Consider the following 24,991-nt stretch of genomic DNA (forward strand, 5'->3'; position numbering starts at 1 on the left):
TAAGTAAAATGTTTTTTTTTTTTTTTTAAAAGATATAATAAAAAAAAGTGGGATAAATATGAAAAATAGCAAATTAAATATAAATTGAATAGTGCTTTTTTTATTATTTTTTTTAACTTTAACTATACAAAAAGTTTTATATAATAAAAAAGCTATATTAACAGTCTCACTTATAGTTAATATTTCATTAATTATTGTTACTATATATTTTTTAACAAGTTTTATTATTAAAATATTTAAATATGCAGAAGAATATAAATTTGAAATATCGAAAAAAAATATATTAAATATGAGTAATATGAATAATAATTTTAAATTTTTTATTACTTTATTTATTATTTTTCTTCTTTTCTTCTTCTGTATGATTTCAACATATAATTCAATTCTAAAAACTAATATTGCTTTTGAAGAAATGAATTGATGAAAAAATTATAGATTTTATAAATATATTAATTTTTCTTATATAAACAAAATTTTTATAATGTTTATTGTAATTTTAAATACTTTTTTAGTTTTTTTAATTATATATATTTTTATGTTTTTTTTAGTATATACAATTATTAAAACTGCAATTATTTCAAATAAAAATTTTATAAATATAATTTACAAAAACTCAGCAAAAGTTAATTCTATTTTAAAAAGTATTTTTGAGAAAATTAAAAATAAAAAAATAAAAAAAGTATTAAATATAAATTATTGAGATAAAGTTTTAGTTTCAATAATAATTTTAGAAACAGATAAAATAAGAGTTCATAAAATGGAAACTGATCCACCAGATCTATTATTAAATGTTTAAGAATAAATAATTAAATTAAATATTTTATTGTTTTTTTAGGTACTTAAAAATTAAGGAGAAAAAATAAAATGAAGAAATTATTAAATGTATTTGCTGTAATGGTTTTAGTAGGTTCATCAGCTACAGTTGCTGCTTGTGGAACAAAAAAAATTAATGATAAAAAAATTAATGATAATGAATTGCAAAAGGAAATGCTTCAAGGAGCAGAATTTATTTCAAGATTAATTGTTGGAGGCAGACATGAAAATTTAAATTATAATATAAATGAAATACTTTCAATTTTTTTAACACCTTCACCAGTTGCTATGAATATGCCTGTTTCATATAAAATTGGAGATCAAAATATAAATTTAGCAACAAATATAAATAGATTTAAAAATTACTTGGTACCATCTTTAATTTATTATAATGGTGATAAATATGCAGGAATGTTTGCAAGTTATATTATGGGTATGTATGATAATGAATTTTATGAAACTATGATTAATAGTGGAGATGAAAATGCATATTATTTCAATGACACTTTTTCTAAATCTGGTAATCAAGGTTATAGTAAAAGTAAGAATAATGCAATGGGTTTTGCAGCTGGATTAGGAAAGGATATTAACTTATCTGATAATGAAGAAAGAAGAAATCTTGCTTGAGGAATTCAAGATACAGGAGCATTATCAAATTATTTATTAAATTTAGGATTTGATGGAGCAAATCCAACAGACACAAATGGTTCTTCTGGACCTAAAACAGCAGCTAATGAAAATGTTGGTACAAATGGTTCAGGATATGCTTGATATAATTCTATATTAATGAAAGGTTCAGCAGCAAAAAGTAAAGAATATAGTGATGTAAAAATTGCTGATAGTAAATTAAAAGGTCAAGATTTTCAATCAGCAAATTCAGAAAATAAATCAAAAATAAATGGTAAGGAATTTAATTCAACAGGAGCATTAATAACAAAAGTTGCAGGAGAGCAAAATATTAATGGATATATAAGTTTATTTGGATCAATGTTAGATAATATTTCAGATACAAAAAATGGAGCTTTAGTACTTTCAGAATTTATGAACACTTTATTTCCAATGATAACTAATAAAAAATTCACTTTTGGTGATGCAAACAATATTTCTCAATCTGTAGGTATGATAATGTCAAGTGGTGTTTGAAAAGGTATTAAAAATTTAGATAGTAGTTCTTTAATTTTAAATAAAAATTTAAATAATAAAATTAAAGCTTTAGATAAAGCTCCTAAATATAGTATTATGGGATTTAGAGCTCCCAAACTAAGTAGTATCTATAAAGATGCAGATAGAGATAAAATAAAACAAGCAACTAATGCAAAAGATATTATTGAAATATTAGATGAGATAATAAAACTTTATGATCAAAGTAATAATAAAAAAGAATTTAATGAACAATTCTTTTGATCAGATAATTCACCTTTTAAAAAAGCTTATTCAAATATTATAAATTTTATAGGTGATAATAATTGAAAAGAAACAATGATTGGTGATGATGATGATGGAGCAATTAATCTTCTTAAAATCGCTCAAGCATTTTATAAAATGTTAACAGAAGAAAAAACTATGAATCAATTTGAGTTAATAATTGATACTTTTAAGGATTCAAGTAATTTTAGAGATTTATCACTAGCTGATAAAAACAAATTTCTAAAATTAATAGGATGAAGTGAAAAAGGCTATGAAGAAAACTCTTTAGCTGCTAGAATATATAATGCTTTTTCAAATGAAAAATTTATTGGTCAAAAGGATTTTAAAAGATTTTTTAGTAGTTTTAAAGATTATGTAGCTAATGCTATGAAAGAAATACATGAACCTGTTTTACAATATCTTGTAGATGATAAATATTGAAAAGTTAATGACTTTAAAGTAAATACAACAAGTAATACACAACTTGGAGGAAAAATGGAGTTCACACTTGATTACAAAGGTAAGGGAGATGTAACTTCAAATGCTAGTGCACAAACCAAAAAAGTTATAGTAGACAAAAAATTTAATCCTTATCAAACAATAGCTAAACATCAAAAGGATAAATGAACACCAGAATTAATAGAAAAATTAGACCAAGAAAAACTTTCTAACTCAGGAAAAATTCTTGGATTGGAACAAGGAGTTCTTAAAGAAAAAGATTTAGAAGCTTATGATGGTAAAGGTAATTATCAAGATTATAATGAGGTTCAAAATTCATATAAAATAATTTGAGAAAATATTTCAAAAAATTTTGAATCACCTTATTGAGTTATTACTTCAATTAAATGCTTTAATAAAAACGGGGAAGAATTCTATAATATTTATTAATAATTAATGCTTTTATTTAAAAATGGTTTAAGAAAATTACTAAAAGACTACGTCCAGTTTGGAATTTATTTAATTCTTATAACAATTTCAGTTGTTTTTACATCAACTTTTGGTATTGTTTCTTCAAATCTTGTTAAAAAAAATAATGAAATAAATAGAAATTATGAAAAGTTTGACTATTCATTTAGATACACATCAAGTGCATATAAATCAAATGATACTCAAACTTTTACTCCGTGATTTTCATTTAATATAGAATTAATAGAAAACCAAAAAGGTAATTATTTTCCAACCCTAACTTTTGGAGATAAGGGAGTATTGAAAAATTATACTTTTACTAAAAGTTGTAAAAATAATAAAACTCAATGTTATGAAAGTTCATATATAAAAGATGGTAATAAAGAATTTATAAACTTTCACTTTGGTGATGTAGAATCAAAATTAAGCAGTGATAAACCTAAATCATTTATGCCAACTCCTGAGAAAGCTATTTTAAATTATACTCAGGAGCAAAAAATAAATACTGTAAAAAAAGCTGAGTTTGGAGATTTGTTTAGATTTAATTTAAACTCAGATAATTTTAAAAAATCTTTAATTGGTAAGTTATATGAAAAATATAATAATTTTGATAATCAAAAATTATCAAAAGAGGCTCAAAAAGCTGCTTTAAACATATTTAATTACATGTTTTATTTAAATAATTCAGTAATAACTGATTCAATAAAATTAGATTTATTAGATTTTATGAAAAATAATGATAATAATCCAGAAGATTATTTCAAAAATAAAACTTTGGGAGAGATTGATCAAAAAACAGGAAATTATAAATTTACTAATAATCCAATTAAAGTTGATAGTAAAAAAACTTGAAATAATGAAGAAATTAATCTTTTTTCAAGTAATGCAAGTTTCTATATAAATAAATTCGATAATAAAAATATTTTTTATACAAAATTAAATAATAATGGTTATATTATTTTAGATAATCATTTAATATATGGAAATTGATTTTCAACGTATTTTAATTTATTAGGAGATTTAACAAACTTTAAAATTAGATCTTCAAATGAAGCAGTTAAATGAGACTCTGCAGGAAAAAAATATCGTTATATTTCTTCCTTTTACAATACAAATGTAATAGGTTCTAATAAAAAAGAAACCCATTTTTATAATGAAGACATATTTAAAATTTATACAAGAACATATAATGAAGATAGTTTAACTGAAAATTCCTTTTTAACTTCGAGTGGATATGCAAAATATAATGAAATGCAGTTAGGAAAAACTTATAATATTTTTCCTGGTTCTGATAAAAAATATGTAATGGATGGAATAGCTGTTGATTCACTAAATATATATCCAACAATATATGAAGAGGACTTATTAACAAATCAAGAAAATGAAGCTATTTATTATATAAGTAGTATAATTTTTAGTAAACAATTTAATCAAGAGGGAGAAGAAAAAAGTTATCAAGATGTTAGTAGAACTTATTTAACTTATAATAAAAAACCTAAAAAACACAAAAAACATATAAATGAAATGAAAGAAGATATAAATTTATTTCAAACATATTTAGCAGATAATATTTCTAACTTAAATAAAATAAAAGAAAGTATTAATTCAGGAAATAAAGCAGAAAAATTATCTAGAGCAAAATTTCAAGGTTATGTAGATACAAAAGTATTAAATATGAGAAATAGTTTATTTACTGGGGTTGTTAAAACTTTTGTATATTTGGCAATAATATTTTGTATTATATTTGCATTATCACTTTGTTTTGTAGTTTATAATATTTTTAAAAAAATTCTTATTTCACAAAGAAGTCAAATAGGAAATTTAAAATCATTAGGTGTATCAAATTCTAAAATTATATTTAATTATATTTTATATATGGTTTTTCCAATAATTTTTTTAGTACCTATTGGTTGAACTATAAGTTTATTTTTACAAATTTCTCTTATGAATATTTTTGAAAGATATTTTAATATTCCTTCAAGTTTTTCAATTAATTGACAATTATTATTACTAGAGTGATTATTTTTTATAGTTATTATTTCTGCATTAGTTTTTATTACAAGTTATTTTACTGTAAAACAAAATCCTTTAGTATTGTTGCAACCAAGTAAAAGTCATAAACCTAATTTATTTATTTCTAAATTCTTTTCAAAAATAAAAATTAATAATTTTACTTCTAAATTAAGATTAATAATTATTTCATCTGCTGTAAAAGATTTAACGATATTCTTTTTAATACTTTTCTTTTCAAGTTCTGTAATAACAACAGCTTCTTTAGCTCCAAATACATTGAAAAAAATGAGAAATGAATATTATAGAAATATTAAATATAATAATGACTTTAGTTATTCAGGAATTATTGCCAACAATCCTTTAACAAGATATTCTTTTTATCAAATGGATGAAAATGACAAAGCACAAAGCAATTTGCATGCTTCAGTATTTAATCCTTTAATAGGAGTAGAAAAAGAATATAAAGATTTATATGATTATAAGTACTGAAGTTCAGAAAAAATCAAAAAAACAGAGTTTAGAAAAAACTTTGAAAATATAGTTTATAACAATATTTTAACTTTTAAAGGGGGAACTCTTTCAGCTGGTATTATGGATCAAATGGTTGGAATATCAAATAAAGTTGATAGCTCATCAAAATTAGTTAAAACAACATTTGATAATTTTTCTTGTAAAGTAATTCCACAATTGTTTGGTCAATCAGCAATAACAGAAGAGTCAGATTACAATAGTTGTATTAAAACTACATCAAATAATATTTTACCTTCAACTATAAAAGAACTTTGAGATAAAGATGATAATGAATTTAAGAATTTTACATTTAATTTTTCAAATATCTCTGTTGATAAAGATAAAGATGAAATGTATACAAGGTTCAATTCTAAAGTTGATAATTTAAAAAATACTCCAGTTACTATTTATGGTTTAAATTTAGATTCGAATTTAAATAATCTAATTATTAAAAATAATGAAAAAATTAAATATAATGATTCTTTAGACTATATTCCTGTATTAATTAATAAAAAAGCTGTTTTAGAGGGTTTAAAATTAGGCGATGAGTTTAATTTAAATACTGCTTCTCAATTTTTATCAACTGTTGATCAAAATAATCAATTAAATGTTTTAAGTTCAGATTCATGAAAATATCAAAATGATAATTTATATTCAATGGATTTAAGCAGATTTACATACTTAAATAATAAGAATAATAATTTATATTTTAAAAAATCAAATAATGAATATTCAAAATATTATAATATGGCAAATATAGAACTTCACATTAAAAAAAGTCTAATTGATAAAAATCTATTTGAAAAAGTAAATAAAGAATATAAAGAATACTCAAATATTCAAAACGTTTATACAGAAAGTAGTGATTGACAATATTATATTGTTAAACCTTTTAATATCTATACTTATGAAGATGATGGAACTGAAAAAGAAATAGGTTTAGAAACATTAATAATGGGGAGAACTAATAATTGATTTAATATTGCTTTAAAGAATAAACTTTTAACAAATAAACTAGTTGATTTAAAAAACTATAAGAAAATAAAAGTTGTTGGTATTGAAAAATTATATGATGGCAATAAAATATATATGGATCAATTGTATGCTAATAAATTAATGGGTATTAGTGAAGGATTTAATATAAGAAAAACATTTGATGATGGCTCTTCAATTAATATATGAAGTAATGCAAAAATGAGTTCCAATGTTCAAAATGCAGATCAAATGCAAAGAATAATATTGAACTCTTTTAATGGAAATAATTCTACATTAGGTTTTGATAAATATATGGATCAGGCGATAGGTTTTACAGATTATATTGATACTAAAAAAATAGCCATGAATAATTTAATAACATCAATTGTATCTCTTTCTATTATATTTATTTCACTTTCTTTAATAACAGCTATTATAATTATTTACTTAATTACAGATATGTTTGTTGGAAGATATAAAAGATTTATGAGTTATATGCGAATTCAAGGATACTCAATGAAAGAAATTAATTCGATTATGTTATGAATTTTTTTACCTATAACTATTATTGCTGTTATAGTAGGAATACTTTCTATTTTAAGTCAAATATTCTTAATAATACCTAAAGTATTGTTATCAATAAATATAGCTGTTCCAATGATTATTGGGTGAGAAGTTATTCCAATTATATTTGCATCGGGAATTATAATTTTTCTATTAGGATATATTGTAGTTATGTTATCTATTAAGCGTACTAAACTCTCATTATTAATTGGAAATGAATAATTTTAACGTTTATATTTAAAAAAATCACACTTAATAATGTGGTTTTTTTGCTTTTTTTTCAAAAAAACAAAAAAATATTGCTTTTAATAATATTAATATGCTATTATGAATAGGTAGAAATCTATCTATGGCTCTTTAGCTCAGTTGGTAGAGCAACCGGCTGTTAACCGGTTTGTCGCAGGTTCGAGTCCTGCAAGAGCCGCCATTTTATGGCCTGTTGGTGAAGCGGTCAACACACACGGTTTTCATCCGTGCACACACGGGTTCGAACCCCGTACAGGCTACCATTATTATTTTTATATTTTTTTTGGAGTGTTAGCTCAGTTGGGAGAGCTCCTGCCTTACAAGCAGGCGGTCGGCGGTTCGAGCCCGTCACACTCCACCATTTTTTTGCTGATGTGGCTCAATTGGCAGAGCAACTGACTTGTAATCAGTAGGTTGTAGGTTCAAGTCCTATCATCAGCACCATTTAAGAAATCATCAACCATAAATGGTTGTTTTTTTATTAATTAATTTATTTAAAAAATAAGAGAATACTTATAAAATTTAAATTAAGTATTTTAATAAAAAGAAAAAAATGTTATTATAAATTTGTTAATTTTTAACGTCTCGTTAGCTCAGTCGGTAGAGCAACTGGCTTTTAACCAGTGGGTCATAAGTTCAAGTCTTATACGGGACACCATTCATCCGGAATTGGCGGAATTGGCAGACGCACCAGACTTAGGATCTGGCGTGGTAACACGTGGGGGTTCAAGTCCCTTATTCCGGACCATAAAGAAACTTAATCACGAAAGTGATTTTTTTTATATTTTGGAAATATTTTTAATTTTTAATATTTTTTATTTTTTTCAATATATATATGTAAATATTCTTATAGTGTGTTATTTAATAAAGTTTTAAAAATAAGGGGACTAATTATTGTGTTTAAATATAAAAAGTATAAATATAATTTTATAAAAATTATTATAACAATATTGTTATTACCAATAATAATTATAAAATAAAATAAAGTATTTAGTAAGTATAAGAAATTTTGTTATACTTACCCACGTTTTGGAAAAAATCAATCTAAAAATGGAGAATATAAACATTTAGAAACAGAAACAAATTGCTTGGAATATTATTATTGAGATTTAAAAAAAATGAATATAAAGCAAAACTCTTTTTTTAAGAAAAACTTACTAGAATTTTCAATTGATACTTCTAAAGGACCAATTAGTTGTTTGCAAGCAAAAAATAAAAATAGCAAGAAATGAGTTATTGGTTTGCATGGATGAACAGAAGATAAATATTTAGCTTTAAGACTTACAAGTCATTTTTATGATAATGGTTATAATATATTAACTTTTGATTCTTTTGCTCATGTAAAAACTTATGGTGAAAATACTGATATAGGTTTTTCAAGTATAGAAATAATAAATTCAATAATTAATTTTTTAAAAACAGAAAATGATATATCTGTTATTGGATTAATTGGAAATAGTATGGGAGCATCAACTTCTATTCTTTATTCACAAGTTGGGAAATACAATGTTAATTGAGTTGTAGCTGTTTGTGGTTTTAGTGATATTAAAACACAATATAGATATTATGTTCAAAATAACTTTTAAAAAAAATCTTGATTATTTAATACATTTAGATTTACTTCTAAATTTAGTAAATTGACAAAAACAAAGCAAAGTAAATATAATTTACTTAAAAAAATGAAGGAGAATAAAAATATACCTATATTTTTTATTCATGCAAAAGGAGATACTTTTATTCCTTTTGAAATGAGTTTAACTATGTTTAATAAAAAAATAAAGTTTGAAAATAATGCATTAAGTCAATTTTGAAATCCTACAGGATCAGAACATGTATATGTTTTAAGTGATTATAATGATCAATATATTTCAAAGACTTTATTTTTTGCAAAAGAAAGTGAGAAAAATAAAAATGAAACAAAATAAAAAAATGGGTTTTTGAACTGTACTTGCTTTAACTCTTACAGCAACTATTGGCTCAAGTGTAATAATATCGTTTTCAAGTGTTTTTGATTCTGTAGTTAATAATCCTCTTCTTATGATTATTGCCTGAGTAGTAGGGGGATTAATTATTTTACCTGAAACTTTTTTAATGGTTGAACCTGCAATTTCTTTTAAAGAAAATGGAACTAATTATTATTGATTAAAAAGATCAAATTAAAAAATAATGGCTTTTTGATTTGGATGAGTATTAACTCTTTTTGTATCTGCAACTGATATAGCAACAAGTTCTTTAGCATTATCTACTATAACAGCAATTCTTTTAAAAATTGATAATATATATTTTATAAAGTTTTTTGCTATAGCAATATTAGCTGTTATTGGTTTAACACAAATATTTATAAGAAATAGTTCACAAGTTACGCAATTTATTTTTTTAGTTATTAAAAGTTTGCCAATTGTTTTAATTATTATCTTAGCAGTTATTTTTGGAACAAGTGATAATTTATTAAATGGAAAAACTATGACTGAAAATTTAACAAAAATTTACATTTCATCTTTAATGTTAATTCCAGCTATAACTTTAACTTTATTTGCTTATTCTGGAACTGAGGTTCCCACATATGTTGCATGAGAAATTGATAAACCAGAAAAAATAATTCCTAAATCAATTTTGATAGGAGTTGTTATTGTTATTGTAATTTACTTAATTTATATTATTGCAATTCTTTCAATTGCTAAAAATTCTAGTGATTTAAAGCAAAATGGAATTGCTGGATTTAGTTTAATTCCTAATTGGGTTAAAATTATGTTTAATGTACTTGCTATACTACTTTTTGCAGGTTCTATAAATTCATTTTTACTATATCAGTCAAGATTAGTATATAAAATGGCAGAAGAAAAAGATTTATATAATGTTTTTCTAAAAACTAACAAATTTTCAGGTCAACCGTATTTATCAATGTTATTACTTATGTTGATTGCAGTATTTTATATTTTATTTAATCAAATAATAGAATTACTAAATTATTTTGCTCTTACTGTTAGTTTACTAAAAGTTTTAATGATTACAAATATAATTAACTTAAGAAAAAAAGATGAAAGTTATGTAAAAATTTATAAACCTTGAGTTTTTTGAACTCTTGTAGTTTTTGGCTATTTAACATGTTTTATAGCATTAGCAGGTTCTATAATTAATCTTGTATATATTGTAAATGCTACAGGCATTATTGAAATTTGAAAACCATTAGTTATAATTCTTTTAATATTTCCAATAGGTTATTTGAAATTTTATTTGGAAAAAAGAATCACAGATAAATCAAATGAAAAAATAAAAATTAAAGAGCAAAATTTATAAAAAATTAATTTTATGTTGCTTTTTTCTTTTTAATTATATATATATTAATTTTTAAGAAAAGTTTGGAGAAATTATTAAAAATATTATGTTTGTAATACAAGTTAATAAAATATATTTGAAAAATTCATTAATTTCTTACTCTTTTCAATTTTCTAAATTATTTATATTTAATTAGTCAACCATTTTAATGGTTGTTTTTTTTGTAAATTTTTTAGTAATAGAATGAGAATAATATGGAAGAAGAGAAAAAAATAGATTTAGTTCTTGAACCACATCAAAAACCTAAAAATTTTGGTCAATGAGTAACTTTATCTATTCAACATGTATTTGCTATGTTTGGTGCTACAGTTTTAGTACCAATAGTTATTAGTCAAATAGCAGGTGAAGAGGTTATTAATATTTCTATGGCTTTATTTTGTTCTGGAGTTGGAACATTAATTTATATAGCTTTAACATTGGCAAAGGTTCCAATCTATTTAGGAAGTAGTTTCACTTATATGACAGTGCTTGGAGTAGGTTGAAAACAATGACACAATTCAATTTTTATTGCAGTTTTTGCAGTTGGTGTTGTTTATATAATTATTGGATTTATAATTCATTGAACAGGTATTAAATGAATTAAAAAAGCTTTTTCACCAATAGTAGTTGGTCCCATAATAATAACTATTGGTCTTAGTGCAGTTCCAAGTGCTCTTGGAAATATTGGATTTGCAGCTGGAACATCTGTAAATGATGATGGCAGTGTTTCAAATGCATGAGGTAATTATCCTCAATGATTGGCGATTATAATTGGTCTTATAACATTTTTAGTTGCTACAATTTGTATGTTAAAAGCTAAAAGTTTTTTGAAAGTAATTCCAATTCTTATAGCTTTAGTAATTGGATATATATTGTGTATAATATTGCATTTTAGTTTAATAAAAACTGATTATAATATTATTAAAATCGATTATATTACAGATACAAAGAAATGAGAATGATATCCTAGTTTTAAAAAAATATGAGATGTTGATCCAAAAACAATTGGTCCAGCTCTTGTAGCAATTGTTCCAATATCAATGGTTATAATGGTAGAACATTTATGAGATCATATTAATATTGGAGCTATGACAGGAAGAGATTTTGTAAAAAATCCTGGAATAAGCAAAACATTAATAGCTGATGGAGTTGCAATGAGTTTTGCAGGATTAATTGGAGGACCATCAAATGCAACTTATGCAGAAAATACTAGTGTGGTAGGTTTAACAAAAGTTGCAAATGTTTGAGTTACTGGTCTTGCTGCTATATTTGCTATTATTATGAGTTTTATTGCTCCTGTTAATCAACTAATTAGAATGATTCCAGCTCCAGTAATGGGAGGCATAAGTTTAATGTTATTTGGAATGATAGCTTCAAATGGAATTAAAATAATGATAGATGCAAAAGTTGATTTAAAAAATGCAAAGAATCTTGTTATTATATCTGTAATTTTGGCTATTGGTGTAGGTATGTCAATAATGCAAAAAGATATTGAATTAGGTTCATTCCATATTACAGGATTATTCTTAGCGACATTTTTAGGAGTAATTTTAAATTTATTACTTCCTAATCATGATAATAAAGGTCTTTTAAGTATTTTTAAAAAATCCAAAAATAATGTAAAAAATAAATAAAGAAATTAAAAAAATAATTAAAAGTGATTCTTAATAAAATAGAATCGTTTTTTAATCTATAATTTATATTAGTAAAATGAGGTGAAAAGATGAAATTAAAAGAGAATGTTCTTATTTTTTCAGATTTAGATGGGACTGCTTTAGCTAGTAACCATAATTTTAGTAAGGAAACTAAAGAAATTGTAAAGAAAATATATAATAAAAATTATTATTTTATACCAGTAACAGCAAGGTGTACAATGGATACATTTGAACAACAATCAATTTATCTAGAATTAGATAAATTAAAAGGTATTGCAGCTGCCAATAATGGAACTCATATATATGATTTCAAGGAAAATAAATGAATTAAACAAGAATACATTAATAAAGAAACTTTAAGAAAAGTTTTTGATATTACTTATGGAAAAGTAGGAAAATATAAAGTTCATTTTATTGGAGATGATACTTATTATGTTTATGGAGAAGGACAAAATTCGAGGTATTGAAGTGATATTATGAGAACTGAATATAAAGTTGTTCAAAACTTTAAAGATATAGATAAAAAAATTAACCATATTACTATAATTCTTGAAAAAAATCCAAGTATTCAAAGTATTGAAGAATTTTATAAAGATTTTTCAAGTATTTTAGATGCACTTGATATAATTAAATATACAGATAGAGTTTATGAATTAGCAATTAAAGGAGTTCATAAAGGGTCTGTAGTTAAAGAAGTCTTAAATCATTTAGGATTAAATGAATCAAATACATCAACATTTGGATTTGGAGACAATTTTAATGATTTTGAATTAGCTACAAAAGTTGATGTTTTTGTAGCAATGGAAAATGGTTTACAAGAACTAAAAAATATAGCAGCATTTACAACCAAAACAAATGATGAAAATGGTGTTGTTGATTTTATTGAAAAATATATATTATAAAGGAGAAAGAAAAATGGCAGTAAAAGTTATTAATACAGTAGAAGAATTTGATGAAGAAATAGCAAAAGATGCAACAGTTGTTGATTTTTATGCTGAATGATGTGGTCCATGTAAAATGATGGCACCAATATTTGATTTAACTTCAGATGAAGAACAATCAATTAATTTTATTAAAGTTGATACAGATAAATTACCAGAAATAGCACAAAGATATAATATTATGTCTATTCCAACTTTAATTTTGTTTAAAAAAGGGAAAGTTTCTAAACAAAATAGTGGATTTATGTCAAAAGATATTTTAAAGCAGTTTATAAAATAAAAAATAGGAGAGTTAAACAAATTGATTAAATTAATAGCACTTGATGTTGATGGAACATTAGTTAAGAAAAAAAATAGAGTTTCAAAATCAAATATAGAAACAATTAATGAAGCAAGAAAAAAAGGAATAAAAATTTGTATTGCAACAGGAAGAAATATAACTAGAACACAAAGAGTTGCTAAATTAATTGGTATTGATTTAGCACAAGAATATTTAATAACCCTTAATGGTGGAGCAGTTTATAAGTATGATAAAAATGCTAATTTAACTTTAATAGAAGAACATTTATTTACTTTAGAGGATTTTAAGTTTATTTATAATAAAGCTAAAGAAAATAAGTTAAGTACTTTTAGTTATGCAAAAGATCCAAAAATTTCTTATGTCGTTAAAAAAAATCTATTTACCTATATTTTAAAAAAAGTTTCACATAGAAAACTTATAAAATATGATAGAGATACAATAAAAGATACTTCATATAAGATAATAGTTTATGGAAATTCAAAGGGTATTGCTAAATTAAAAGAAGAAATTAAAGATAAGGAATATGAAATGTTCTCTTGGAGCTATGTGCCACATTCTTCAAATATAGAAATAAACCCAAAAGGTGTTGATAAGTTGTATTCATTGCAAAAAGTTGCAAAAGCTTATGGAATAAAACCAGAAGAAATTATGTATTTTGGAGATGGAGATAATGATAAAAGATCTTTAAATTGAGTCGGTCAAGGTGTTGCAATGCGAAACTCAAAAAAGGATTTAAAAAATGTTGTTAAGAATATAACCAAATCAAATAAAAAACATGGAGTTGCTTATTGAATAAAAAAAGACATTTTAAATTAAAAACATTAGAATAAGTATAATAAATCAATCTATTAATGAATATATAATGTTATTTAAATTATGGTTATTAATAATAAATTTTATTTTTACGATAATAATTTATATGCTTATTATGGTATATAAGAGCTATAAACAGTTATATTTTGTTTTGATATCAAAGCTTTATTAAAATATTACTATAAAATAAAATAGTTTTAAAAAATATTTTGGAAGTAAAAAACTATATAATATTTTTTAATCTATTTAAGAAAATATCTAATATAATTAAAAGTAAGTTTAAATAAAAAAACAAGTTTTCTTTTATTTAAAAACTAAGCTATTTATTTTCAAAATATATGATTATAGATTATGAATTGCAGAAATTTTTAAATTTATTATCAATTTTAATACTAAACCTTATTTTTACTGCCAATGAATGAATTAAACTCAATGTTTTTAATTTGTTAGATTTGTTGTTATTTGATTTGTTGATAAAATAACGAATAAAGTTTTTTGGAAGAAATATTATTTTCTTTTATACTTTTATAATCTATTTTTATATATAATAATGTTATGCAAAAATAAGGGAGAGTTACTATGAATTTAAGAAAAGTAATAAATATTAATCAATATTTAATTTCAGAATGATTTAATGTAGTAATTACTCGTGTTGAATGGTTTGAAAAAGTTTTAGAGACTGAAATGCTCCTCCTGATTGCGTAATGAATTTTAATAAAATTACGCGTTAAAAATTTAATATTTTTTAAAGGAGAACATATTATGAACAACAATAATAATATTTTAGAGATTAGAAATCTTACTAAAAGTTATGATGGAAAAGTTGTTTTAAAAGGTGTTAGTTTTAATATTAAAGAAGGAGAATTTATAACTCTTTTAGGACCCTCAGGGTGTGGAAAAACAACTACTTTAAATATAATTGGAGGAAGAGAAAAACAAGACTCTGGTGAATTATTATTTGAAGGAAAAGATTTAGCACCCATTCCAAGTAATAAAAGACAAATTAACACAATCTTTCAAAACTATGCTCTTTTCCCTCATTATGATGTTTACGATAATATTGCTTATGGATTAAGAATCAAAAAAATGAAAGAAGATTTAATTACAAAAGAAGTAATGCAATATATTAAAAAATTTTCATTAGAAGGTATGGAAAATAAAAGAGTTCATGAGTTAAGTGGTGGACAAAAACAACGTGTAGCTATTGCAAGAGCTCTTATTTTGAAACCAAAAATATTACTTTTAGATGAACCAATGTCAGCTCTTGATGTTCAATTAAGAAAAAGAATGCAAGATGAATTAAAAAAATTACAAGAAGAAATTGGAATTACTTTTATTTTAGTTACTCATGATCAAGAAGAAGCTTTGAAATTAAGTGATAGAATTGTAGTTATGAATAATGGACAAATTCAACAAATTGGTTCACCAGAAGAAATTTATAATGAACCAGAAAACAGATGAGTTGCTAATTTTATTGGTGTTTCAAATGTAATTGCTGATGGAGAATTTGTAAAAGATTTAAAAGTGAAATTTGATGGAAAAGAATTTGATTCTACTGATAAAGGTTTTGGAGAAAATGAAACTAATATTGATATAGTTTTAAGACCAGAAGATTTGCAAATACTACCACCAAATAAAGGCTATTTTAATGGTATTGTAGAAAATATAATTTTTAAAGGTGTGCATTATGAAATTACTATTAAAACAGAAAATAGATTTTATACAGCACATACAACAGAGTTTCATAATTTTGATAAAAAAGTTTCTATTAAATGAAATCCAGAAGATTTACATGTAATGTGAAAAGAAATTGATGAATAATTTAAATAACGAAAAAAACATTATTGATCAACAAAATAATGTTGAAGTTGAAAAAGAATTAGACGACATTGAAAACATTGAATCAGAAGGAACAGAAATAGAAATAGAAGTACCAAAAATTAAATTTAAAGATAAAATAGCTGAATTTAAAATAGTAAAAGGACTTAAAGGAAAAGCTTGACCTATATTATTACCTTTTATAGTAGTTATGGGATTTTTAGTTGTGCTTCCTCTATTAGGAATTATAATATTCTCAATTGTTGAAGCAACAGGAAATAGTATAAAGTTTAAAATAGATTTTTCAAATCTTGTAAATTTTTTAACATCAGGATCTATACTTTATGTACTATTTATATCTTTACTTTATGCTTTTATTGCAAGCATAATTTGTGTAGCTTGTGCTTATCCAATAGCTTTGATTATGGCACAATTAAAAAATAAAATGCTTGCAAAAAATGTATGAGTATTAGTAACATTGCCAATTTGAATAAGTATGATTTTAAAGATACTTGGACTTAGAAGTTTATTCTTGTTAATTTCTCCAGGTTCTTTGGGAACTCCAATTGCAGTTATTATAGGAATGGTTTATATGTTTTTACCTTTTGCTATATCTCCAATTTATAATGCAATTGAAAATCAAGATAGAAATTATTATTTAGCAGCACTTGACTTAAAGGCAAGTAAGTCAAAGGCTTTTTGACATACAACTTTTAGACAATCATTGCCTGGAGTTTTAGCTGGATTTACTTTAGTCTTAATCCAAGCAGCAACTTCTTTATTAATTGTTAGATATATGGGTGATGGTAAGATTAAATTAATAACTTCAATTATTGAGAATTACTTTTTTAGAGGTACAGACTTTACATTTGGAGCAACAATAGCAATTGTTCTTGCTTTGCTTTTATTTGCTATTATGGGAATTATGAAATTAATCTCAAATAAATTTGAAGTGAAAGGAGCATCAAAAAAATGAAAAAATTCATCAAATCAAGTTACTTCTTAATAATAATGACATTTATTTATGTGCCAATAGCTGTTATGATTGTTTTTTCATTCAATTCTGGAAATAGTACCAGTAGTTGAAGCGGATTTAGTTTATCTTGATATTCAAAGTTAGTTGCAAATTCACCATTTATGAAATCAATATTAGTTTCATTATTTGTTGCTATGATATCAACTTTAATATCATTGGTAATTGGAATGATGGCTGTTGTGGGACTTACAAAAATTAGAAAGAGATCTGCAGATAATTGAGTGAGAATTGCAAATATTCCTTTAGTTAATGCAGATGTAATTACAGCTGTAGGCTTAATGTTACTATTTGTTCTTGCAGGAGTAAAATTTGGAATAGTAACTTTAATTGCAGCTCATGTTTCATTTAATGTGCCTTATGTAATTATTACAGTTCTTCCCTTTATGAATAGAATAGATAAAAATATTCTTGAAGCATCAAAAGATCTTGGGGGAAATCAAAGACAAACTTTTTATAAAGTAGTTCTTCCAATTTTAACTCCTTGTATAATTACTGCAGCTGCAATTTGTTTTGCAATGAGTTTTGATGATTTTATTATTTCTTATTTTACAGGAGGAGGACAAACAAACGTTTCTACTTTTATTTATACTGCTAAAAGAATGCAACCGTATATTAATGCTTTTGGAACATTATTAGTAGCTGCAATTGTATTTATTATTTTAATTTGAAATATAATTCAATTTTCTTTACAAAAATCTAAAGATATTAAATTGCAAATTAAAAAAGGTGAGTATAAAATTAAAACAATTAGTAAGATAGAAAATGAAATTAAATATTTACAAAAATGTCTTTTAACAGGAACAAAAATACAAAAATCTAAAAATCTAAAACTTTTAGTGCAATATAAATTATTAAAATTTCAATTAAAAATATTAAATAATAAAAATAATAATAAGAAAATTAGTAAATTAGAATGAAAAAAAGCAATAATTACTGATGAAATTAAAAGTGAAAAAAGATATTTTACAGTATTTAAAAAATTAAATATTAAAAAATCTCAAATAGAATTAAAGATCTCAAAAATGAATAATGAGAAAAAAATTAAAAAATTTAATCAAGTTTTAGCAAAGCTTGATCAAAAAATTAATAAATATGAAAAAGAAATAGAGTGAATTAATAATAGAAATGAACATGATAAAGAAAGAGTTTTAGAAATTGGTCAAGAAATTATTGATTTAAAAGAAGAACTACAAGCATTAGAAAATCCAACTTCTAAATTAACTTCTTGATATAATAAAAAAATTAAAATTCTTTCAATTAAAAGAGATAGATTGTTAGAAGGAAGAAATCAATATAAATTAAGAATGACTATTGAAAAACTTGCTTTAATGCAAAAAGAAAATGTTGAAAAAAGTGATGCTAAATATGCACAATATAAAGAAATTAAAGCAAGAGTATTTAGAAAAATTTCTTTAGTTGAATTAATAGATAAACAAATAGAACTTTTAAATAAAGAAGATATTAATTACAAAACAAAATTAAAAGAATTAGAAAGCTTAAAAGAAACAAAATTAAAAGAGACATTAGAAAAATTAAGCTCTAAATTAACTTTAAAAGAAGAAAAACTTGATAAAGTTAATAATTATGTAAAAGCTAAAAAAGATAAATATTTTCCAGATGTTTTAGAAGAAAATTATGTTCCAAAATCAAATAAATGAATTAAAAGAAATTGAAAACAACTTATAATGGGAACAACTATATTAACATCATTTTCTTTATTAACAACAGCATATATTATGAATAATGTTTATGATTTAGTTATTGGAAATTGAGGAAGCTATATTGATATAAACTTAATTACAAAATTTGAAAAAAAATATGGTTATAAAGTTAATTATCAACAATATGATTCTAATGAGTCATTATATAACAAAACTTATACATTTAATTATGATATTATGGTCCCAAGTGATTATATGGTTCAAAAGTTAGCTACTGAAGGTGGTTTACAAAAAATTGATTGATGTAAAGTAGAAAATGTTGTAACATCACAAAAAAATAAAGTAAGTAATTGTGAAAATTCACAAATTCCTTCAGTAGAAAATAGGTTAACTTACTATAAAACTATTGAACAAGCTCATCAAAATTATATTTTTAAAGATACAAATGGAGAGGATACTAATTTAATAGATTATTCAATTCCATGATTTTGAGGAGATGTAAGAATTGTATTTAATTTAGCTGATTATAAAAATGGTAAATTTATATATAATGATAAATTAAAAAAATTTCTTTTAGATAATAATTTAATTGAAAAGGGTGAAACAGAAAATGAACCATTTTCTGTTGTAGAAAGTAAATTATCATGAAACATTCTTTGACAAGCTGCATCACAAGGATTTAATCTAGCTTTAAATGAAGATCCAAAAAATGTCTTTATGTATGGATTTCAAAAATTATATGGAACAGTTGAATCTAAATCAAGTTTAGAAGTAGGGAATAAAAAACTTACTAAGCAACAACAAATAGATGAAGTTTCAAAAGAAATTGAAAAACTTGTAAGTTATAAAAATGTAGGATTATTTGGAGATGAATTAATTGATAAAGTTCATGATAAAGATTTTGATATAGCAGTTGTCTATAATGGAGATTTAATTTATGCAAATCAAGATGATTATGAAACTAGTACAGAAGTTGAAGAAAATAATTTATTTGTTTATAATAATGAAGAAGAAAAAAATGATTTTAAATTTACAATGATTTCTGGAGTTCCAGCATCACCATTAACTCAAAAAGTAATTGTAAATGATAAAGAAAGAAAAGAAGAATCTACAAATTTATGAAGTGATAATTTAGTAATTTCAAGTACAAATAATCGTTTAAAAGCTACATATGATTTTATTAACTTTATGTACAATGTTGAATCACAAAAAGCACTAATTGATGAAACAGGAATGCCTACTGGTTTTGAAGAAATGATAAAATATGGAGAAGCAAAAGGTGATGAATGAGCAAAATGATTTTCACCTAAATTAGGAGAATCATTTAATTTTGATGAAAAAATGGATAATTATTTAGTAGACAAATATAATAAAATTATTTCAACTAAACATTAGATTAAAATTACTTTCTAATATTTAGAAAGAACTTATTAATTTAAAAGAAAATAAAGTGTGAAATTTAAATTACTAAATGTACAAATGATTAAAGGTAAAACTGTTACAAGCGAAATATCTTTTAAAAAATTGAAAAAGTCTTAAAAAGTTAAAATTTAGTTTGATAAGATATAATGTATTAGAATCTATAAAAATAAAACTTTTGTAAAGGAATTTTATTTTTATAGATTTTTTTTTTTTTTTAATATAATACTTTCTTTATTATTATATTTTTGTTTTTACTTTTTTTTTAGTATAATAATTTAGGTAATGGTACCATAGCCAAGAGGCTAAGGCATGGGACTGCAACTCCCTGATCGTCGGTTCGACTCCGACTGGTACCTCCAAATAGAAAACAAATGAGTTTAAATACTCTTTTTTTATTTATTTTAAAAAAAGATACATATTGCTTTTTAATTTGCTATAATAAATATTGTCAATTTTCTATAAAATTGATAAAAAAAAGAACAAAATGTAATATAATATTTTTGGTTGTTTTCAGAAAAAAATGCGCCCTTAGATCAATTGGATAGATCGTTTGACTACGGATCAAAAGGTTAGGGGTTCGAGTCCCTTAGGGCGCGCCATTATTGAGAGCAATTATGAATATTATTAAATATTCATATACTTCGGGAAGTGGCTCAGCTTGGTAGAGCATTCGGTTTGGGACCGAAGGATCGCAGGTTCGAATCCTGTCTTCCCGACCATTTAATTTAATATTTTTTATATATGGGCCCGTAGCTCAGCTGGGAGAGCACCTGCCTTGCACGCAGGGGGTCGACGGTTCGATCCCGTTCGGGTCCACCATATATGGCGGGGTAGCTCAGTTGGTTAGAGCGCTCGGCTCATACCCGGGAGGTCAAGAGTTCAAGTCTCTTCCCCGCTACCATATATTTTATTGTTTTTTATTATTTTGGACCTTTAGCTCAGTTGGTTAGAGCATCCGGCTCATAACCGGATGGTCATTGGTTCGAGTCCAATAAGGTCCACCATCATGATGACTCTATTAGATCATTAAGGGGCATAACAAAATACGGAAGATTACCCAAGCCTGGCTGAAGGGGTCGGTCTTGAAAACCGAGAGTCGGGGAAACCCGAGCGGGGGTTCGAATCCCTCATCTTCCGCCATTTTTATCGCGGGGTGGAGCAGTTGGTAGCTCGTCGGGCTCATAACCCGAAGGTCGTAGGTTCAAGTCCTGCCCCCGCAACCATTTGGCCCCATAGCGAAGTTGGTTATCGCGCCTCCCTGTCACGGAGGAGATCACGGGTTCGAGTCCCGTTGGGGTCGCCATTATTGGTTTTGTAGCTCAGTTGGTAGAGCAATTGATTGAAGCTCAATGTGTCGGCGGTTCAATTCCGTCCAAAACCACCATTTATGAAATTAAAACGTCAATAAATGACGTTTTTTTATTAAAAAAGATAGAAAAAAATTAATTTATGTTGAATTTTAAATATTAATATTTTATAATTAATGTTGTTTTACGGAGTATAGCTCAGTTGGTTAGAGCGCACCCCTGATAAGGGTGAGGTCGGTGGTTCAAGTCCACTTATTCCGACCATTTAAAAAATTAATTTCACCCTTAATAGGGGTGTTTTTTTATTTTTATATATATATAATAAAATAGTTTAGAAATGAGGTGGTAAATATGAGTATTCCTTCCGTCGAAAATTTAAATATTTTAATAAAAGAAAATACGGTAAGAAGTATTGCTAATTTACCACCTATTTTTGTGTTGTCTAAATAGGTTTTTAAATTAGCTTTCATAAATAAGGAGAACGATGTTATGAAAACTAATAAAAAAAAGTTAAACAATAATTATAATAATCAAATAGCAGAGTTTGTAAATTTAGATCAAGCTCAAACATTAAAAAAATTAGAAGTTTCAAGTTTTGGGCTATCAGATACAGAAGTTGAAATTCAAAAAAATAAATTTGGAAATAATAGTTTAAAAGAAAAAAAATTTAATTACTTAATATCATTTGTTAAATCATTTTTTAGTCCTTTTAATTTAATATTGATAGTGATTGATATTTTTAGTTTTTATCGATATGCATTAGCAAAAGATGAGTCTGGTAATCGTTCATTAGAACCATCAGATTTAGTTGGAGCATTACTTGTTTTAATTATGATTATAATTAGTGGAACAATTTATTTTGTTCAAGAAATTAGATCATTTCATGTTATTAAAAAAATGACATATGAAAATAAGCATACATCAAAAGTAATTAGAAATATTGATTTTGAAGTTAAAGATATTGATAATGCAAATTCAATTAAATTAATTAAAGAACATGAAAAAATTGAAAATTCTGAACTTGTTCCAGGAGATTTAATTTATGTTTCAAATGGGGATTTGATTCCAGCAGATGTAAAAGTTATTTGATCCAATAACTTATATTTAAATCAATCTTCTTTAACAGGAGAATCATTTCCTGTTCAAAAGAAAATAACAAATGAAAAAGAAAGTTATTTAGAATATCAAAATATTTGTTATATGGGAACAGAAGTAGTTTCTGGTTCTGCATTATGTTTAGTAACTCAAACAGGACAAAAAACTTATTTTTCTGCAATTAATGATAAAGTTACAGAGAAAAGAGCAAAAAACTCTTTTGAAAAAGGAGTTACAAGAATTACATTATTATTAATTTCATTTATGTTAGCAGTAACACCAATTGTTTTTTTAGTTTTTGGTCTAAGACCAGGAGAAATTGATAATAGATGATTTGCAGCTGCAATGTTTGCAATTTCAATTGCTGTTGGATTAACTCCAGAAATGTTACCAGTAATAGTTACTGCAAATCTTTCTAGAGGTTATTCAAAAATTAAAAAAGAAAATGTTATTGTAAAAAATTTAAATGCTGTTCAAAATATGGGAGCAATTGATATTTTATGTACAGATAAAACAGGAACAATAACAAGTGGAGAAATTAATTTAGATCATGTATTTGATATTAAAAGTCAAAAAAATGAAATGATAGAACATATTTTATATTTAAATAGTTATTTCCAATCAGGATTTCAAAATCCAATTGACCAAGCTGTATTGCTTAGCAAAAAAATAAGTGCACCAAATATTGATGAATATTCAAAAGAGTGAGAAATTCCTTTTGATTTTCAAAGAAAAATATTATCAGTAATTTTAACTAAAAATGACGAAAAAGAAATTTTTACAAAAGGTGCAATTGAAGAAGTATTAAAAGTGTGTAACCGTATTTATATTAATGGTGATATTGTAAAAATTACTCAAGAGAATATTAATAAAATAATTAAAAAAGTTGATGAGTATAATAATGATGGATTTAGAGTTATAGGAATAGCTCACAATCATTTAGAAGATGAAGATGTCGAAGAAGATTTGGTATTTTATGGGTTTGGTACATTTTTTGATCAACCAAAAAAAACATCAAAAAAAATTATTAAAGAATTAGCTCAAAAAGGAATAGCAACAAAAGTTCTTACAGGAGATAATGAAGTTATTACAAGAGCTATTTGTGGAAAAGTAGATTTTAAAATTGAAAAACTTTATACTGGAAAAGAAATTGAGGAAATGAATGAAGATCAATTAAACAAAGCAGTTCATAGAGGAAATGTATTTGTTAAATTAAGTCCAATTCATAAGTCAACAATAATTAGAGTTTTAAAACAACAAGGACATGTTGTTGGATTTATGGGTGATGGAATTAATGATGCACCAGTTTTAAGAGAATCTGATGTTGCAATATCTTTTGATGAAGCATCAAATATTGCAAAAGAAGCAGCAGATATTATTTTAATGGAAGAATCACTATTACCAATTAGTCATGCAGTTCATGAAGGAAGAGTATCATTAGCAAATATTTTAAAATATATTAAAGTTACAATTGCTTCAAATTTTGGAAATGTTTTAAGTGTTCTTGTTGCGTTATTTTTAACAATGGCAGAACCAATGCAGCCATTACATTTACTTACACAAAATTTATTATATGATATAGTAATGTTTGCATTTATCTTTGATAAAGTTGATAAAAACTTTACAGATAAACCAAGACCATTAAGAACAAAAAATATTATATGATTTACAGTTATAAATGGTCCAGTTAGTTCAATATTTGATATTTCAACTTTCTTAGTATTATTATATGGATATCATATTGTTCAACCAGGAATTGGTTCAGGAGTTGGTAAACCTGATGCTGCTTCATTAGCTGTATTTAATGGTAGTTGATTTGTTGTAGCATTGATTACTCAAACTGCAGTAATGCAAATGTATAGAACTGAAAAAATCCCATTTATTCAATCAAATGGTTCATGACAAGTATCTGTGTCAACGGTATTTGTTTGTGCAATGGCTGTAATAGTTCCTTACGGATTTATGAGCATACCTACTGTTAGAGAAGGTATGGGAATGGGTATTCCACCATTAACATTTTTACCAATTGCATTATCATTTGTAGTTGCATATATGTGTTTAGCACAAGCAGTTAAAATGTTATATATAAGAATTTTCAAAGAGTGATTATAAAAAAGTTTAAACTAAGGTTTAAACTTTTTTTATTTTAATTTTGTTTAAGATTTTTAAAAGTATATAAATAAAATATTAAAA

16 protein-coding genes and 17 tRNA genes are annotated in these 24,991 nt (G+C 24.4%); all 33 read left to right on the forward strand.

Annotation, left to right across the window (positions count from 1 at the left end):
- The first annotated feature begins 58 nt into the window (after positions 1–58).
- The 33 genes from AACK92_RS00750 to mgtA all read left to right on the forward strand — a co-directional run bounded on the left by AACK92_RS00750 (position 59) and on the right by mgtA (position 24,910).
- The gene (locus AACK92_RS00750) at positions 59–796 is read left to right on the forward strand and encodes a hypothetical protein (protein WP_339021121.1); all 738 of its coding nucleotides are present in this window, start codon (positions 59–61) and stop codon (positions 794–796) included.
- Between the two features lie 68 nt (positions 797–864).
- Entirely contained in the window at positions 865–3,108 is a 2,244-nt protein-coding gene (locus AACK92_RS00755; RefSeq protein ID WP_339021122.1) for a hypothetical protein, read from the forward strand.
- Between the two features lie 6 nt (positions 3,109–3,114).
- A complete protein-coding gene (locus AACK92_RS00760; protein ID WP_339021123.1) occupies positions 3,115–7,410 on the forward strand; it encodes an ABC transporter permease in 4,296 nt (1,431 codons plus the stop codon).
- Between the two features lie 129 nt (positions 7,411–7,539).
- Positions 7,540–7,615: transfer RNA gene (locus AACK92_RS00765), tRNA-Asn, on the forward strand.
- A gap of 6 nt (positions 7,616–7,621) precedes the next feature.
- Positions 7,622–7,697 (forward strand) — tRNA-Glu (locus tag AACK92_RS00770).
- A gap of 22 nt (positions 7,698–7,719) precedes the next feature.
- Positions 7,720–7,795 (forward strand) — tRNA-Val (locus tag AACK92_RS00775).
- Positions 7,796–7,802: 7 nt separating this feature from the next.
- A tRNA-Thr gene (locus AACK92_RS00780) sits at positions 7,803–7,878 on the forward strand.
- A gap of 138 nt (positions 7,879–8,016) precedes the next feature.
- Positions 8,017–8,092, forward strand: a tRNA-Lys gene (locus AACK92_RS00785).
- A 5-nt stretch (positions 8,093–8,097) separates the two neighbouring features.
- A tRNA-Leu gene (locus AACK92_RS00790) sits at positions 8,098–8,182 on the forward strand.
- Between the two features lie 340 nt (positions 8,183–8,522).
- Entirely contained in the window at positions 8,523–9,020 is a 498-nt protein-coding gene (locus tag AACK92_RS00795) for an alpha/beta fold hydrolase (RefSeq protein ID WP_339021125.1), read from the forward strand.
- Between the two features lie 51 nt (positions 9,021–9,071).
- Entirely contained in the window at positions 9,072–9,359 is a 288-nt protein-coding gene (locus tag AACK92_RS00800; protein ID WP_339021127.1) for a hypothetical protein, read from the forward strand.
- Positions 9,346–9,594: an amino acid permease gene (locus AACK92_RS00805; RefSeq protein WP_339021129.1), complete on the forward strand. Its 249-nt coding sequence runs from the start codon at positions 9,346–9,348 to the stop codon at positions 9,592–9,594. Before AACK92_RS00800 ends, AACK92_RS00805 begins: the two co-directional genes overlap by 14 nt.
- A 6-nt stretch (positions 9,595–9,600) precedes the next feature.
- Complete coding sequence (locus AACK92_RS00810; protein WP_339021131.1) at positions 9,601–10,731, forward strand: amino acid permease; 1,131 nt, start codon at positions 9,601–9,603, stop codon at positions 10,729–10,731.
- 233 nt (positions 10,732–10,964) lie between these two features.
- Positions 10,965–12,383 (forward strand): uracil-xanthine permease family protein, encoded by a 1,419-nt coding sequence (locus tag AACK92_RS00815; protein ID WP_339021133.1) that lies wholly within the window; start codon positions 10,965–10,967, stop codon positions 12,381–12,383.
- 89 nt (positions 12,384–12,472) lie between these two features.
- The gene (locus AACK92_RS00820; protein WP_339021135.1) at positions 12,473–13,306 is read left to right on the forward strand and encodes an HAD-IIB family hydrolase; all 834 of its coding nucleotides are present in this window, start codon (positions 12,473–12,475) and stop codon (positions 13,304–13,306) included.
- Positions 13,307–13,319: 13 nt separating this feature from the next.
- On the forward strand, positions 13,320–13,625 hold the full coding sequence (trxA, locus tag AACK92_RS00825) for a thioredoxin (RefSeq protein ID WP_339021137.1): 306 nt from the start codon (positions 13,320–13,322) through the stop codon (positions 13,623–13,625).
- A 21-nt stretch (positions 13,626–13,646) separates the two neighbouring features.
- A complete protein-coding gene (locus tag AACK92_RS00830; protein ID WP_339021139.1) occupies positions 13,647–14,462 on the forward strand; it encodes an HAD family hydrolase in 816 nt (271 codons plus the stop codon).
- Positions 14,463–15,038: 576 nt separating this feature from the next.
- Positions 15,039–15,164 (forward strand): hypothetical protein, encoded by a 126-nt coding sequence (locus AACK92_RS00835; RefSeq protein ID WP_339021142.1) that lies wholly within the window; start codon positions 15,039–15,041, stop codon positions 15,162–15,164.
- Positions 15,165–15,221: 57 nt separating this feature from the next.
- A complete protein-coding gene (potA, locus tag AACK92_RS00840) occupies positions 15,222–16,280 on the forward strand; it encodes a spermidine/putrescine ABC transporter ATP-binding protein (RefSeq protein ID WP_339021144.1) in 1,059 nt (352 codons plus the stop codon).
- Positions 16,273–17,283: a spermidine/putrescine ABC transporter permease gene (gene potB, locus AACK92_RS00845; protein WP_339021146.1), complete on the forward strand. Its 1,011-nt coding sequence runs from the start codon at positions 16,273–16,275 to the stop codon at positions 17,281–17,283. Before potA ends, potB begins: the two co-directional genes overlap by 8 nt.
- Positions 17,250–20,369 (forward strand): spermidine/putrescine ABC transporter permease/substrate-binding protein, encoded by a 3,120-nt coding sequence (potCD, locus tag AACK92_RS00850; protein WP_339021148.1) that lies wholly within the window; start codon positions 17,250–17,252, stop codon positions 20,367–20,369. The genes potB and potCD overlap by 34 nt, the downstream gene beginning before the upstream one ends.
- A 311-nt stretch (positions 20,370–20,680) precedes the next feature.
- A tRNA-Cys gene (locus AACK92_RS00855) sits at positions 20,681–20,755 on the forward strand.
- Positions 20,756–20,918: 163 nt separating this feature from the next.
- Positions 20,919–20,995, forward strand: a tRNA-Arg gene (locus AACK92_RS00860).
- 43 nt (positions 20,996–21,038) lie between these two features.
- Positions 21,039–21,115 (forward strand) — tRNA-Pro (locus AACK92_RS00865).
- A 24-nt stretch (positions 21,116–21,139) separates the two neighbouring features.
- A tRNA-Ala gene (locus AACK92_RS00870) sits at positions 21,140–21,215 on the forward strand.
- A gap of 5 nt (positions 21,216–21,220) precedes the next feature.
- Positions 21,221–21,297, forward strand: a tRNA-Met gene (locus AACK92_RS00875).
- Between the two features lie 26 nt (positions 21,298–21,323).
- Positions 21,324–21,400, forward strand: a tRNA-Ile gene (locus AACK92_RS00880).
- 43 nt (positions 21,401–21,443) lie between these two features.
- Positions 21,444–21,536 (forward strand) — tRNA-Ser (locus tag AACK92_RS00885).
- Positions 21,537–21,543: 7 nt separating this feature from the next.
- A tRNA-Met gene (locus AACK92_RS00890) sits at positions 21,544–21,619 on the forward strand.
- Positions 21,620–21,622: 3 nt separating this feature from the next.
- Positions 21,623–21,699: transfer RNA gene (locus tag AACK92_RS00895), tRNA-Asp, on the forward strand.
- A 5-nt stretch (positions 21,700–21,704) separates the two neighbouring features.
- A tRNA-Phe gene (locus AACK92_RS00900) sits at positions 21,705–21,780 on the forward strand.
- A 110-nt stretch (positions 21,781–21,890) separates the two neighbouring features.
- Positions 21,891–21,967, forward strand: a tRNA-Ile gene (locus tag AACK92_RS00905).
- Positions 21,968–22,192: 225 nt separating this feature from the next.
- Entirely contained in the window at positions 22,193–24,910 is a 2,718-nt protein-coding gene (mgtA, locus tag AACK92_RS00910) for a magnesium-translocating P-type ATPase (RefSeq protein ID WP_339021150.1), read from the forward strand.
- The last annotated feature ends 81 nt before the right edge of the window (positions 24,911–24,991 follow it).

Origin of the sequence: Spiroplasma endosymbiont of Atherix ibis, from assembly GCF_964020005.1 — a bacterium.
Taxonomy (GTDB): domain Bacteria; phylum Bacillota_I; class Bacilli_A; order Mycoplasmatales; family Mycoplasmataceae; genus Spiroplasma_A.